The 15,485-nt window shown below is 58.0% G+C and carries 9 protein-coding genes and 1 pseudogene; 6 read left to right on the plus strand and 4 right to left on the minus strand.

What is annotated here, in order from left to right:
- Positions 1-191: transposase domain-containing protein (locus tag FHX05_RS29010; protein WP_183876265.1), on the plus strand; the 191-nt coding region annotated here is incomplete at its 5' end.
- A 92-nt stretch (positions 192-283) separates the two neighbouring features.
- On the plus strand, positions 284-760 hold the full coding sequence (locus FHX05_RS29015) for a hypothetical protein (protein WP_183876267.1): 477 nt from the start codon (positions 284-286) through the stop codon (positions 758-760).
- Positions 761-1,100: 340 nt separating this feature from the next.
- On the opposite strand, the gene FHX05_RS29020 is transcribed toward FHX05_RS29015, so the two are convergent.
- Positions 1,101-1,382 carry a metalloregulator ArsR/SmtB family transcription factor gene (locus FHX05_RS29020; protein ID WP_183876270.1) on the minus strand — a complete coding sequence of 94 codons (282 nt, stop codon included), beginning with the start codon at positions 1,380-1,382 and terminating at the stop codon, positions 1,101-1,103.
- 368 nt (positions 1,383-1,750) lie between these two features.
- On the minus strand, positions 1,751-1,990 hold the full coding sequence (locus FHX05_RS29025) for a hypothetical protein (protein WP_183876273.1): 240 nt from the start codon (positions 1,988-1,990) through the stop codon (positions 1,751-1,753).
- 719 nt (positions 1,991-2,709) lie between these two features.
- On the opposite strand from FHX05_RS29025, the pseudogene FHX05_RS29030 reads away from it, so the two are divergent.
- The 4 genes and pseudogenes from FHX05_RS29030 to FHX05_RS29045 all read left to right on the plus strand — a co-directional run.
- Positions 2,710-3,066, plus strand: a pseudogene (locus FHX05_RS29030) (EAL domain-containing protein); the annotation flags it as partial.
- Between the two features lie 361 nt (positions 3,067-3,427).
- A complete protein-coding gene (locus tag FHX05_RS29035; RefSeq protein WP_183876275.1) occupies positions 3,428-4,654 on the plus strand; it encodes an ATP-binding protein in 1,227 nt (408 codons plus the stop codon).
- An 18-nt stretch (positions 4,655-4,672) separates the two neighbouring features.
- Positions 4,673-5,074 (plus strand): response regulator, encoded by a 402-nt coding sequence (locus FHX05_RS29040; RefSeq protein ID WP_183876277.1) that lies wholly within the window; start codon positions 4,673-4,675, stop codon positions 5,072-5,074.
- 255 nt (positions 5,075-5,329) lie between these two features.
- Positions 5,330-5,614: a metalloregulator ArsR/SmtB family transcription factor gene (locus FHX05_RS29045; RefSeq protein ID WP_281411902.1), complete on the plus strand. Its 285-nt coding sequence runs from the start codon at positions 5,330-5,332 to the stop codon at positions 5,612-5,614.
- Between the two features lie 201 nt (positions 5,615-5,815).
- Here FHX05_RS29045 and FHX05_RS29050 read toward each other — a convergent pair whose 3' ends face one another.
- A complete protein-coding gene (locus FHX05_RS29050; protein ID WP_348648360.1) occupies positions 5,816-6,352 on the minus strand; it encodes an invasion associated locus B family protein in 537 nt (178 codons plus the stop codon).
- Positions 6,353-6,405: 53 nt separating this feature from the next.
- Positions 6,406-14,202, minus strand: a complete 7,797-nt coding sequence (locus FHX05_RS29055) for an autotransporter outer membrane beta-barrel domain-containing protein (protein ID WP_183876281.1) — start codon at positions 14,200-14,202, stop codon at positions 6,406-6,408.
- Between the last annotated feature and the right edge of the window lie 1,283 nt (positions 14,203-15,485).

A 15,485-nucleotide genomic window follows, 5' to 3' on the forward strand; every position in this document is an offset into this window, starting at 1 on the left:
AGAACGCGCTCTTCGCCGGACATGACGCTGGAGCGGAGAACTGGGCGATCATCGCCTCGCTGATCGAGACATGCAAGCTCAATACCGTCGATCCGTATGCGTATTTGGCCAGGACCTTGACCACCATCGTCAATGGCCACAAGCAGAGCCGAATAGGAGAACTCCTGCCGTGGAATAACTTGGTGGTGTGATGTGCGCTCAAAGCTTCTATTGCCGGGACGCAGACGGTTGACAGCTTACAACTCATAGAGGTAGCTCTGGACCACCTTGTCTGAGCAGCGTTATGACCGTCATTATTCCGCACCAGGACCACTTTCCCGATATTGGCGATCAGGAGATTGCCAGTCTGGGCGTACCTTTTGCTTTTGTCTCTGTATTCGATCACTGGCTGACCGAAGCGGAATGTACGGCGACAAGTTTGTTCACCTATGAAAGTGCCTTAAAGGCCAATCAACTTCAGGATTATTTAGCCGGGGAGAGAAAATTTCTCGCGCTCTATAATCATCTCGGAAACGCCGGCACCATCGTGAACTTTTCAGGAGTGCTTCGGCCGATAGTTTCCGCAAGCTCCGAATTTCAACGCATACTGCGGCGTAGTCTGCGCGAGGCTCGGTTCATGGATATATACCTTGAGGGATATGGGGTGCGCATCCTTGGGAATTATGACCGCACCGATGTAATTATTGCGGAAACATGCGAGCAACTCGATGTGCTCGAAACGGAAATCGCTCGATTCGACCTTCATATGCTGCGTAAGTAATATCGGCTGCTAGCTTCTTTTGGCGCACCGTTCCGATCCACGTCAGGGCTGGCTCTCGACCCTTGAAACCCGTCCTGGTCAAGGCGCGGTGTGCCCGGAACAACGCTTACGTTTCAGCAAAATCACGCTCAAGCTAAAAAGTAGGCCGCGCCGCAGCCAAGTGTCGCGATCAACGTGGGATTCCTCGCAAGATCGCCGTGCTATAATCGACTTCCATATGTCTCCGCACCTTTCAACCTGATGGGCGACGCCCGCTCGAGGTTCGCCTTTAGGACTGACAGACCGATGGAGCGTCCTGCGCGTGGTGCCGAGTTCGGCGCAGAGACTGACCTGCCTCATATCATTCTGCCACCAAATTGAGCACACGAAGGACGGCGCGCACCAATGAATGGTCGCACGAGTAGAAGATGAAGTTGGCGTCCCGACGCGTATTAACGATTTTTAGGTCGCGGAGCTGCTGTAAATGCCGTGATAGCGCTGACTGCTTTACCCCGATCTTATCGGCAAGGTCCATGACGCTCCACTCGTGCTCCAGCAACAATACCAGCACCTGAAGCCGGATCGGGCTGGCCAGCGCACCCAGAAGCTCAGCTTCGGTTTCGAATGCATACTGGGCTCCCATGATTGTCTCCTCGAATGATCTCACATGTCGGCCGAGATCGGGGCTGGTAAACTGGCGACCCGTTAGCCGCGCCCAAGATTCCATGCGTCACGCGAGTCACATCGTTGACTTGATTGCGGATTGCGATCAGGCCCGGCTAGCTCGCTGTTGTGCGTGACAGGAGAAGGTCTGCGGCACTTCCCGCCACCGATCTCTCCGGCCATCATCGTGTCAGCCAGGATTGCGAGCAGCTTTCGATACGAATGGACCATTTGCGGTGGAATAGATCGATTTCGATTGGTGTCGACAACGGCCACCAACCATCGTCCGTGTGTCGTTAACATGAATATCTGATCGCAGCGATGGTCGCCCGTCCGAGGACAACAATGTCACGCGTTCCAGCCTTCATGATGTTTGCGATAAAAACGAATTCCAGTATGCCTTCGGCTTGGTTTGGGAGCGTTTCCATGCGGTAGCTCCTGCAGATTCATCAGATCAACCATGTAGTTCGCCTCCTCATCGGTCAGGCAGTCGGCGGCAAATCCGTCGACGATGGTCGGCCGCCCTGTGCGCAGGTCAATCACCGACCAATAGCTATTCCAATAATTTTTCCTAAGGCGGTACCTCATGATTTCCATTTTATTATTTTAGCACTACATCCGCGTTGTTTGAATAATGTATTATGTATAATTGCTGTTTCAGAAATACCTCCCATGAAACTCGAAAGAGCAATTGGCTGATTTCCGGCGCGTCTCTTGTAGAGACGCGTATCGCGGTTGCCTCGGTCAACCCATTAACGGCGGATGGACTTCGCATTCAAGCATGCAAATGCACGATTAGAGGGCTACAGTTGAAGACCGCTCGTATTTGTTAACCCATAGGCTGAGATACCGTATCGAATCAACTCATCGCAATGCAATTGCGAACAGAACGAAGGTTGATGACCGTCAGGCGGCCTCTAACGCGACTTAACGATCAGCCCCATCAAAAGGTACTTGTTGTCGCCTCTTGGGATGAATTTTGCCCGCCGGGCATTCGGCTCTCTATGAACACAGATATGTGCTGGCGTCCCCCCAAAACGCATGGCATGGCATTTCCTGAGCTGATCCTCAGCCGCGTCAGCAATCACCTCTTGGCACATTTCACGCTCTCGTTGATGCCAAAGCATTCGCTATGCTGGTCGCGCCTGGACGCCCGCAGGCAACTTGACCAACTCGGTCAAACCAGGAGCATTTGTTCCCGCTTTCGATGGACGCCCCCTTTATCTATTAACCGATGCTAAGAAAATCTCTCGAAATAAACAGGCTGGGGTGTATATGGTTGCAGCCTACAGCTTGTTCTTCGATGATGGCCAAGGAAGTTGCAGATTGCGGTCAACCTGTCCCCCATCCAGTGAAAGCGCCGTGATCTTTCAGAACTCGTGCGGACTGTGCTTGCCGAAACCGGCCTATCGCCCGACAGGCTCGAGCTGGAAATTGCCGAAGGGATGTTGATAGATGATTGCGAGCAGGCAATGACGACGTTGAGGGAACTTAAGGCACTTGGAGTTCGCATCGCTATGGATGATTTCGGAACAGGATTTTCCTCGTTGTCCTAACTTCAGTCATTTCCTTTCGATAAAATCAAGATTGATCAGTCGCTCATTCGCAAGGTCGGCCAGTCGCAATCCGCCGCAATCATTCGCGCTGTGATCGGCTTGGGGCGGGAGCAGCCGGAAACGATGGAACTCCGGCCTGCACTTACAGCTGGCAGATCACCGCAACCGCAGCGCCTGCAACCTGGGCAAACTTCCTCCGAGTTTTCCTGAGACAACGCCAGCTCAATACCCGTAAGTTCGACTAAAGATCGCATATTTCAGTGCAACGACGCATCGCCTTCTGATGCCGCTTCAATCGTTACCACATACCTTCAAGGCGGATCGTGTGCGGTCAAAAAGCCAACATTGCAAGTCGCAATTCAAGATTGTCTCTTTTGACATGTTCTGAGGAAAATTACTCGCGAAAGTCAACATATCCTTAGCATTCCGCTTTTATTCTCATGCGCTATCGACGGCGAGGTTTTAAACTATGGCGAATGAACGGAATTCGACGACCGAGCGGCAGGATGGCCTCCTCGACATTGCCCTCGATAATATGCCGCATGGCTTGTGCATGTTCTCTGCCGACAAGAAGCTCATCCTGTGCAATCTTTCCTACGCGCAAATGTACAATCTTCCCGAGAGTCTTACAGCGGTTGGGACGCCGCTGGAATCCATCTTGGCCCATCGAAGCCGCCTTGGCATCGGACCTCTTCACACCGCCACCTACTTTGATGTCGTCGGCGAGGCGGCGCAAAAGGGCGGAAGGGCTAATCAGAACGTGGTACTTCAAGACGGTCGCGTTGTCCGCATTACGCACAGTTCCATGAAGGACGGCGGTTACGTCGCGACCCACGAGGACATTACTGAAAACGTCCGAAACGCAGACGCCCTGCTCGCCCACAAACAAACGCTCGAAGCGACGGTGGCGCTGAGAACGAGAGAAGTCGAAGAACAAGCGCACGAGCTTCAACGACTTTTGCAGCAAGAGCGAAACATCAATCAATTGCAGCGCCAATTCGTCGCTCTCGCCTCGCACGAATTCAGAACCCCGCTGGCGATCATTGATGGGGCCGCGCAACGCTTGCTACGTGCCAAAGGCGAAATTCCATCTCAATTCGTCCGCGAAAAGGCCGAACAGATACGATCGTCCGTCGTGAGGATCGTCGACCTGATGGAGAGCATACTTGCCTCCAGCCGGATGGAAAGCGGAAATATTCAAATTCGCTACGAGCCATGTTCATTAAAAGCTTTGATCGAGACCTGTTGCTACCGCCAGTCGACGATCAGCAAATCTCATCGTATCTTGCTGGACATTGATCCGTTGCCCGAATATATCGATGGCGACAAACTTGCCCTCGAGCAGGTCTTTTCCAATCTCCTGTCAAATGCCGTCAAATACTCCCCCGGTTACCCCGATATTCACGTTTCCGGGTCGGTGGAAAGCGATATGATAAGGATCGTCGTGAAGGACAACGGCGTCGGCATCGACGCAGACGATGTGCCCAGGATATTTCAGCGATATTTTCGTGCGCGAACATCGACGGGCATCCCTGGCACAGGTATCGGCTTGCATTTGGTGAAACAGATAGTCGACCTACACCACGGGCTTATCGAAATTGAAAGCCAAAAAGGCAACGGCACGTCGCTCATCGTGACGCTTCCAATTCGGCAGAAGACGCTTTTGCAATCGGCTGGACTTACGAATGTTGCATGAGCATCAAAGGGTAACGCGATGACCACGATACTATGCATAGACGACGAAGCGGAAATCAGGGAGCTGATTGTCGAAGAACTGCAAGAAGCGGGTTTCGCGACGCTCGAGGCCTCCAACGGACGAGAGGGCCTGGAACTCCTGATATCCAAATGGCCTGATATCGTTGTTTGCGATATTACGATGCCGGAGATGGATGGCCATCAACTGCTGGCAGAGATCCAGATCAACTATCCGGAGCTTGCCAACATTCCCTTCATCTTTTTGACGGCAATGACGGACAAACAAAATCTTGTAACCGGCTTGCGAGCCGGCGCGGCGGACTATTTGACCAAGCCGATTGATTTCGAGATTTTGCTGGCCAAGATCGAGGGCTGTGTCACGCGACTGGAAAATGACATCCGAAGTGATCGAGCCTTTTAGCCAGGGCTCCGAGCGCGAGCGTATTAAGGCCATATCCCGCATTGAGCATCCGTCGCAAACGGTTAAAGCACGTCTTGGTTGGCGGAATGGAATAGTTTCGCCGCTCCCCTACACCAACGTCTTGGCGGCACATAAGCCGATGCGTCGGTCGTTGGGTTTACTTGATATGCACTATTTGCAGCGATTGTGATCAGGGGAGCCAGGAATATATCCGAATCGTAAGGCCGTTATTGGCGTTTCTGGGAGGCGATTCAATTGAACGAGGAAACGGCGGAGCGTGCCGCGGGAGCGCTGTCTGCGATGGCCAATCCTACGCGGCTTTCAATTCTTATGTTTTTGGCCAGCCAAGAGTCTCCTGTTAGCGCGATTGCATCGCATGTTGGGATGAGCTGTTCATCAACCTCTCAGCACTTGGCAAAATTGCGAGCGCAAGGTCTGGTGACAACTCGCAAGGAGCACCAGATGGTTTATTATTCCTGTCAGTCGGCATCGGTGCGGGCACTGTTGGAAGTCTTAGAGGAAATCCTTCACATCCAGTGAAGCACGCAAAAAAGCGCTGTCGCGCGGAAAGTCGTCAAAATACGGCGTGGATGGATAAAGGCGTTGGTTTTCTGACTCCGACGGCTGCAATTTCGGTTTTGAAGCTACGGTCGCCCGCTATTGGCCCCCAGGTGACATTGTTCTGGCATGGGGGCGGCACTGCCACCCCTTCTTAACACCCTCGCCATTGTGGATCGTCGCTTACGAATTTCCGAGTACCGCGAGGCGGTCGAGCGCAGCCGCAAGACCTTTGAGAGAGATCGGCAAGGTGAGCTCCTTTGTGTCCATGCCTTGCGCTTTTACCTTGAGCGCGGCACTGGTTTTCAGGGCAACGACGGCTTTTGCGTCGAAGTTGAGAGGAACGAGGCAACCGCCAGGCAGGCAGGTCGAAAACCGCAGCGGTTTCTGCGGCGCCGCATCGTCGATCTGAAGAACGACGCCCGCCTCAAGGGCGAGCCCGAACGGAAGGACAAGATTTCCGGCGAGCGTTCCATCACCGTTTCTGCGTAGTTCAATGGCCATTACCCGCTGCCCGTTCTGCTGAGTCTGCTGCTGGGAAACGGTGCAAACGATCTGCGGCACGCCCTGGCAAGCGAGACTCCAATCCTGATATGTCTCCTGCAGGGATGAAGCGCCGTTCGGCAGCTTGTAGGCACCGTCCTGCGCAGATGCGGAACCTGCCAGCGCCAGGAGTGTTACTGCTGCCAAGGAGAGTGTGGAGTAAGAGAGACCTGCCACTGTCAAAAACCTTTCGATGTTGCATTCAGATTTGGAGGACCGCAGATGTTGTCCTACCAGCTCACCTTGAAGCCGACCTTGGCGCCAGCGGAATTGCTGTCGCCGAAGTCGGCCAGGCTGGTTCGGGCGAAGGCCTCGCCGTAAACCGTCGTCCTATCGCCGACGCTTAACGACCCGCCAAGTCCGACGCCGCCCCACAGCGGCTGATTCTTGCTGACCAGGCTTGTTCCGGACACGTCGACCTGCGCGCCGTCTAGGAAATCATAATAGAGGTTGGCGATCCCATAGACATGCGAGCGGTTGACCTGGCCGGCGGCATTCTTCCATTCATTCTCGTAGTCGGCCGAAAGGCCGATCCTGCCGGTCAGCGATTGACCATCGTCAAGCGACACGCGGGCGCCGTACGGGTCGGTGAAGTCGTTGAACCGCACCGAGGAATAGCTGAGCTGAGCCTGGGGCGTGAGCGACCAGTTGTCCCGAAGCTCGATCTTCTGACCGGTCTCAATGCTTAGAGCGTAGCCAAAGCCGCTGTTACCGTCGGTGAGCATTCTTCCGAGAGTTGCCGAGGAAAGGTCGGTATCGTACCACGTGGCCTGCGCCTGGGCATCGGCATAGAAACCACTATTGCCGTACCAGGTGAGCGAGGCACCGAGGCCATAGCCGCTGGCATCGATCGAACCTGTGCCGAAGATCGACGAGACGTTCGACGAGATGGTACCGTAGTGAACGGTGGCCCCACCAATCAGCGCGCCTGCCTCGCTGTCGTAAAACAAGCCATCTAGCCCTGCCTCGAACTTCCACGTGGTAGCGTTGTAATCTGCTCCCGCGGTCGATGTCTCAGGCTCGAATTTGCCATGAGCGGCCTCGATGCGAGCCCATATGGCCTTGCCGCCTGTCGGCGTCTGGTCAAGCATATCCGTGCCTTGCGGCATCGCCTCGCCATTGCCCCAAGTTCGATTGCCGATGCGCTGCTGCAACGTGCCAAGCTCGTTGAAGCTCTGCAAGACACCGGCATAGGCCTCGTACAGAGGTACGCCTGGTGCATAAAGCGGTTGTGGGGCCGACACGGGATCGGTCGGAGCAACCGGAAGGGTATAGGTGGAGCGCAGATACCAATCGCCGTCGGATGGCGTCGAGACACCTCCCTTGTAGAGACGGTAGGCATAGGCGCCGCCGATCACGGCCTGCTGACCCTGGAACAGGTAATCGCCGGCCAAGTTGAATACACCGTTCGAAGCGCCACCGACTTCAAGGATCCTGATGCCTTCCACCGTCTGCGCGCCAGCGCCGCCGACATTAATGACCTTGACAGTGGTGGTCCCTGAGGTATTGCCGGTGACAATAAGCCGGTCGGTCGGCGAATTGTCGCCGCCGAGCTGCGACTCGATCTCCAGCGTGCCGCCATTGCCGGTGTAATTGCCTGCGACCGTCAGCGTGCCGATAGAATTGCCTGGAGCCACCGTGCCGCCGGCGAAGTTGTTGGTGTCGCAGACCGTGCCGGTGCCCTGCAGGCGACCGCCGGCCAGCACGTTAATGTCGCCGCAAAGGCTGCCATTGACCGAGAGCGTTCCGGCCTCGATCGACGTCGTGCCGCTGAAGGCTGAGCTGTCGCCCGTAAGCCGGGTCAGGCCGGAGCCAATCTGGCGGATGGCGCCAGAGCCGGATATCACGCCGTTGAAGATGTATTTGTCAGTGCGGTCAAAGGCGAGTGTACCGTTGTCGATGACATCGCCGACAAGTGAACCGGTGGTGCCGCCGTTTCCGAGCTGCAAGGTGCCCGCCTCGATCGCCGTGCCGCCGGTGTAGCTGTTGGCGCCGGTGAGCACGAGCGTGCCGAGGTCGGTCTTGACGAGCTGGCTGGTACCGGCAAGTTCGGATGCGATGGTGGCTGTGATACCAGCGGAGGCACTGGTGCCGTCGCCGACGCGGATCGTCGCTGTCGATCCGATCAGGTCAATGGCGCCGCCCTGAATGACGTAGCCGTCGGTGATGAACTGCATTCCCGAAGCGGTCACCTGTCCATGGCTGTTGTCAACCGTCACCCTGCCGGCCGCACCGGCAAAGACGGCAAAGCCAGCATTGTCGTAGGGAGCATTGATCAGACCGTTGCCGTCAGACCAATCGCTGTTGCCAGCCGAGCTCTGCCAAATCCCGTCGCCGCCGTTGATAACGCCGTCAAATCTCCCACCGGAGCCACCGTCCCAATAGTTCAGCGTCAATCCGTTCGTATTGACGAGGTTCACCTGGTTGGCAATGGCGGTCTGTACGAAGTAATCCGATGACGGGACGGCGCCGACGGTCAGACCGTTGTTGGTCAGCGAGCCAGCATAGTTGAACAGGCGGTAGATACCGGGGCTGAATGTGCCGCTCGGCGGGACAGTCACGTTGAGTGTGCCATCCAGCACCAGGTTGCCGCCGACCGTTGTCAGATCATTGAGCGTGCCGCCTGGCACATTCGCCTGCCCCAAGCTGTAGTTCAGCACTGAACCGCTGGAAAGCTTCAGATTGCCGGCGATCGTCAGCGTGCCTGGCGCGCCGTTTGCGGAACCGGGCGATAGCGTCCCCCCGTCCGCGATCGTGACATTGCCGCCGATCGTGCCGCGACCACCAAGGGTAGCGCCACTAAGCACCGAGGTCAGCCCCGCCGCCCCGCTCTGGTTACCATCGACATAGAGACTACCGGCCGATACGACGGTCTGTCCGGCATAGCTGTTGGCGCCGGTCAGCGTCAGGCCCGCGGTACCCGTCTTGGTAAAGCCGCCGACGCCATCGACCACACCATTGATAGTCAGGTCGCTAAGCGTCTCGAAGGTGCCGTTGCCGCCTTCCAACGTGACGCCCCGAGCGAGCGCAATGGCATTCGTATTGCGAAGCGTACCGCCGTCGAGCGTCAGGTTACCAGAGGCAGCGCCAAGATTGGCGTCCGTCGTGAACTGCAGCGTGCCCTGGTTGATGCGAGTGCCGCCCGTGTAGGTGTTGTTGCCGGTAAGCACGAGCGTGCCGAGATCGGCCTTGACAAGCTGGGAGCTGCCCTGGAGCACCGATGCGATGGTCGCGGTGTAGCCGGCTCCCGCCGTTGTACCGTCGCCGACGCGGATGATCGACTGTGGCCCGACCAGCGTGATGTTGTCTCCCTGAACGGTATAGCCGTTGCTTGCGAACTGCATGCCGGCGGCCTGCACCTGGCCATTGGTATTGTCGACCTGGACCGTGCCCGCCGCGCCGCCAAATACGGCAAAGCTGCCATTGGAGAACCGCGCGTTGACTTGCCCTATGGCATCTGCCCAGTTGTCGTCCCCGCTGGCCCGCCATGTGCCGTTGCCGCCGTCGACAAGCGCGTTGGACTTGGGGCCAGCATCGCCGTCCCAGTAGTTGAGCGTCAGGCCAGCGATGTTGACCAGATTGACCTGGTTTGCGACCGAGGTCTGCACGATATAGTTGGGCGAGTTGTCGGCCAGACCGAGATCGGTCAACGTCCCGTCATAGCTGATAATGCGATAGATGCCCGGCCCGAAACTGCCTCCCGGCGTCTCCGACGCATTCAAGAAACCGCCAAGGGTGAGATTGCCATGCACGACTGTGAGGTCGTTGTAGGGGCCACCCACCACGCCCGCCTGCCCTAAATTGTAGTTGAGCGTCGCAGTGGCGGCGAGGGTCAGATTACCATTGATGGTGAGCGTTCCCGGCGTCGAGCCGATATTGCCGGGGCTCAGCGCACCACTATCGAGTACACTGACATTGCCGCCAATCGTGCCTGTGCCGCCGAGCGTGCCGCCGGCCTCGACAACGGTCACACCGGTCGCCGCCGATTGATCGCCGTTCACGATGAGCGTGCCCGAACGCACGTTGGTTGTACCGGCGTAGCTGTTGTTTGCCGTCAGGATCGTGACGCCGCTTCCGGCCTGGTCGAGGCCGCCGGTGCCGGAGATGAGCCCGGCAAAGCTGTAGGTGTTGTTGCGGTTGAAGGCCAAAATGCCATTATCGACGACATTGCCAGTGATCGAGCCGGTGGCGCCGCCATCGCCGAGTTGCAAGGTGCCAGCCGCAATCGCCGTGCCACCGGCATAGCTGCTATCGGCGGCAAGCACGAGCGTGCCGGCGCCATCCTTGGTAAGGGCCCCTGCCCCACCGACAGCGCTGCTCAGCGTCAGCGTTGTGAGATTGTCGGTGTCGAAGATGCCGCCGCCCACGTTAAGCGTTGTCGAGCGGCTCGAGGCAAAGGACGCCGTCGTGTGGAGGGCGCCACTATCGAAGGCAAGCGCGCCGGCCGCATCTCCGAGGTTGGCGTCAGCGGCAACCTCGATGACACCGCCATTGATCATGGTGCCGCCCGTGTAGGTGTTCGCGCCCGACAGAACCAGCGTGCCGACATCCGTCTTGGTAAGCGCGCCGCCGCCACCGATCGAACCGTTGAGTGTGAGGGTGTCTAGCGTATCGAATGTGCCGCCGCCGGCGTTGAGCGTGACGGAGCGGTCCGAGACAATCGCGGCCGTGGTGCGCAATATGCCGCTGTCGAAGCTCAGAGCACCGCTAGATGCACCGAGATTGGTGTCAGCCGAGATCTGCAGGGTGCCGCCGTTGATTGCCGTGCCGCCGGTGTAGCCATTGCTTCCCGACAGTACCAGCGTGCCGAGGTCGGTCTTCACCAACTGGCCCGCGCCCGTCAAGTTGGACGCGATGGTCGCCGTGTAACTGGCACCCGCCACCGAGCCGTCGCCGACGCGAATGATCGATTGCGGGCCAACCAGAGCGACATCGCCGCCCTGGATAAGGTAGCCGTCGGTCGCGAACTGCATGCCGGCCACCTGAACCTGGCCGTTGGTGCCGTCGACGCTCACGGTGCCTGCGGCCCCTTGGAATATGGCGAAGCTCGCATTGGCGAAGGGCGCGGCAAAAAGACCGCTACTGTCGGTCCAGTTCTGATCGCCGGAAGCCCGCCAGGTACCGCTGCCGCCATCGATGAGACTGTTGGAATGCGGACCGGCATCACCGTCCCAGTAGCTCAGCGCCAGACCAGTCGAATTGACGAGGTTAACCTGATTGGCGACCGCGGTCTGCACGAAATAGTTCGGATCGGTGACAGCAAGGCCGTTATCAATCAGCGAGCCATTGTAGTTGATGATGCGGTAGATCCCGGGGCCGAAGGTGCCGCCAGGCGTCTGCGTCACGTTGAGCGTGCCGTCGAGCGTCAGGTTGCCACCAACATTGATGAGATCGTTGAGCGGGCCGCCCGGCATGTTGGCCTGGCCGAAGTCGACGTTGAGGTTCGAAGTGTTATTGAGAGTCAGCCCGCCTTTGATGGTGAGCGTCCCGGGAGCATTGCCGGCGCCCCCGGGGGCGAGCGTGCCGCCATTGGCCACGGTAACATTGCCGCCGATGACGCCCGTACCGCCGAGCGTGGCGCCGTTTCCAACGGAAGTCTGTCCGGTAGCGCCTGATTGATCGCCATTGATGAGCAAGGCGCCGCCGGTGAGGGTGGTAGGCCCAGCATAGCTGTTGTTGCCGGTGAGGGTGGTCGTCCCAGTGCTGGTCTTGTTCACACGCCCAGTGCCAGAGATCGTCCCGCCAAACGTGTAGTCGCTGCTCAAGGCGAAGACAAGCGCGCCGCTGTTCGCCACGCTCGGCGTTGCCAGCGTGCCGTCTGTCGCGCCATTGCCGATCTGCAGTGTTCCCGCCGAGATGGTCGTTCCACCGCTATAGCCGTGCGATCCTGTCAGGGTCAATGTGCCGGCGCCGCTCTTCGAGAGCGTCTCGAAATTGGTAACGAAGGCGCCGTCGAGCGTACGGTTGACACTGGTGTTCACCTGCAGCGCATCAGTGCCGGCACCGCCGTCCACCCCGGCCCCGGCAACCGTCGCTAAACCGCTCAACAGGAAAGTGTCATTGCCGCTGCCAAGGTTCAACGCGGCTGCGCCGGTGTTGAGCGAACCGGCGGTAAGATTGACAACATTGCCGCCTCCGCCCAGCGTACCGTTGCCAAACAGGGCGCCGCCAGTGATGTTGATCGTGGCGCCACCGGTCCCGCCGGTGAACAATGTCTGCGCGCCACCGCCTGCCTGGACCGTTCCACCGGCGATGTTGAGCTTCGAGCCGGCGTTCATCGTGATCGTCGGTGTGGTTATAGCGGAGCTCCCCCCGCTGTTCTGCAACGTGCCAGCGTTGATCGTAATTCCGCCGGTGCTCGTCAGGCTGACGTTGTTGACCTGCAGAGTTCCGGCGTCGATTCGCGTCGCGCCTACGGAATTGCCTGCCGCGCTAAGTACGGTCGAGCCGGAGCCGATCTGATCGAGCGAACCGCTGCCCGAGATCTGTCCAGCAAAGGTATAGATGTCCGACCGGTCGAAGGCGAGCACGCCGTTGTTCGTCACAGCGCCGGTGATCGAGCCGGAGGTGCCGCCATTGCCAATCTGCAGCGTGCCCGCCGAAATCGTCGTGCCGCTCGACACCGTGGCGGCGCTATTGACGATCAGATTGCCGCCGTTGACGGCAAGCGTGTTGGCGACAAGGCTACCGTCAATCTCGGCCGAGCCCGAGTTCATGGCGACGCTGTTTATGCCGCTGATCGCATAGGCGGCGCCGTAGGTGAAGCTGCCAGCGCCAAGATCGAACTTCAAGGCACTATTGCCACCGCTGCTGATGTTGCCGTTGACGGCACCGCCGGTGACATCAAGCACATTATTGGCGGCGCTGAGGTTGACGTTTCCAGTCACCGTGCCGGCTGTGGTGATCGTCGCCGCGCCGCCGGTCTGGTTGAGAGCGACGCCCGAAGCTCCGGCATTGACGATGGCGCCTGAGCCGATGACGATTGTGCCGCCCGCAGCGGCGTCGGCATGAATCGCAGCACTCGCGCCCGCACCGCCGGTCACCGTGCCGCCGGTGAGGTTGACGTTATAAGTCCCGGTACCCTTGTTGCTGGCAAAGAGGCCGTCACCGCTGCCGTTGTTGGTGACCGTGCCGCCACTCACTGCGATGCTCGCCGTGCCGGTGCCTGCGGTATTGTTGACCACGGCGTTAACAGCTGGATTGCTACCGTTTTGAACCGTGACCGTGCCGGCCGTCATGGTGATGCCGGCGTTGCCCAGTTCCGACTGGCTCAGGACGCCCGTGCCTGATGCCGTCGTGACCGTGCCCCCACCGATGGTGACGTTGGCCGCGCCGGAAGAGGCGGCATTCCCGATGATAGCGCTCAGGCCGATACCCCCGGCGGTACTGACCGAACCGCCGGTCATCGTGATGCCGGCATTGCCCGTGCCAATATTTCGGGCATTGATGCCAGCGCCTAGGGTACCCGTATTGATGACCTGCCCGCCATTGAGGGTGATCAGCGCATTGCCGGTGCCGGCGCTGTTGCCGATCAGCGCCAAGAGCGAGCCAGAGGTAGCGAAGTTGCTGCTCGCCGTCACGCTGCCGGTATCCATCCGGATGATGGCGTTGCCGGCAGTGCCTGGATTATAGACGTAAAGGCCGTTCGACAGCCCTGCGGTCGACTGGACCGATTGGAACATGAGCGCGTTGATGACAAGGTCATTGACGTTAGTCCCCCCACCCGCGAGGTAGACCGTGCCCGTACCGTTGACAGTCTTCTGGGCAACCAGATTGGCATTGTTGAGGACCAGCGTCTGGGCGGTCGCACTATAGTTGATGCCGGGCGAGGGATAGCTGGTCCCCGAACAGATGACCGTACCGCCGACCGGCGCGCCGCATTCATTGGCCGCTTGAACGCCTTGGGGTGACGCCATCAGCATCGCCGCCAGCGCAATGACCGCCCCAGAAAATGGCGCAATCCATGAAGGACACTTACGGCTCCAGGTTCTCGTGCGCTGAGCGAAGGTGATCGCAATCGACGACATTATTTTTCCTTATATGCCAATGAGTTCATTGCATTGAGGTGCGGGCGCCCCACGACGGGCGGCCGGACGAGGCCGTCGAGCGGTTATCCGTATCGAGATTTTTTCGAAATGCTTGCGGAGGCGTTGGCGCAACCACCAAGGCGTGAGTTTTCGTGCACTTGATCTTTGGACGTGGTGCTTCGCTGAGGATAAAAGGGCAGCACCACAACAGTGCCATCGGCTAAACGGGTTCGATTCCCACGATATTGCTTGCAATTATCAGACACATCGCAGCCTGCTCGGACTCCCACGCCGTACTCCAACGTTAAGCCTTTGGTTAACAATATCTTTCTCGAAGGATCGAGTTCGGTAAGAAAAGCAGAAACCTGCCGATCAGTATTTCAGAAAATTACTGTACGCATCAAAATATTGCTGATTGTTTCAGAATAATTCGATCTTCGCAAATTTATGCAAGCTACTGTTGCAAGAATGCGACGCTTGCTATCACGCCTGCTGCCCGAGCTCGGATTCGCGACACATTAAGACGCGACATGCACCTGTACGTACGAACACCCATGATGGTTGGGGGTTGTCACGGGATGAAAAGTCAACAATGACAGGGACAGGTGCAGCCGCGCATCTTGGAGGAGACGATCGGACAGACGTCTATCACGACGTTCTCAAGCGAATGTTCGCGCTATCCGGTCAACATTCCGAAAACCCGCAATGTCGTTCGACTTTTTGAGAGCGGTGGCTGCGCGTGACATCGCGATTGATAATAAGCCACAAGGGACTTGCGTGTTAAGTTTCAGTTAGATTTGCGCCACTTTTTCATCTCGCGCTGTATCGCCTAATTGCATTGATGGTGTTGATCGAACACATTTTCTCGAAGGGCAGGCGGTCCGTCCAAAATGGAAAAGTCGGTCAAATTCGCGCCATAATCAACAACACTGAGGGACGTGCCGGCAAGTGATACGCCGGTGGCTTACTTTCATTCATAAAGCCCTTCATTGACGGGATATCCACATCGAGTCTCAAGAATATCCTCTTCACGGCTGCCGAAAGCGCCCCAACCAGGAGTTTGTGTCGATATGGCGGCGACTGGCGCGGGCCAGTCAACTACGCTTTAATCACAAACGTCCCGGAAGACGTATCTGCCTCCTGTTGACGACGGCATCCTTGTAGCCCGTGCGACATGATTGCACCGCTTGCCACATACATTGCCTGGTGCGAAACGAGCCATACAGACATCTGAATTCCGGGGAACAGTGTCCCTTCCCCAAACCGCGCGGGCCTCAACCGCC

The sequence above is a fragment of the Rhizobium sp. BK491 genome (assembly GCF_014194925.1).
GTDB lineage: Bacteria > Pseudomonadota > Alphaproteobacteria > Rhizobiales > Rhizobiaceae > Rhizobium.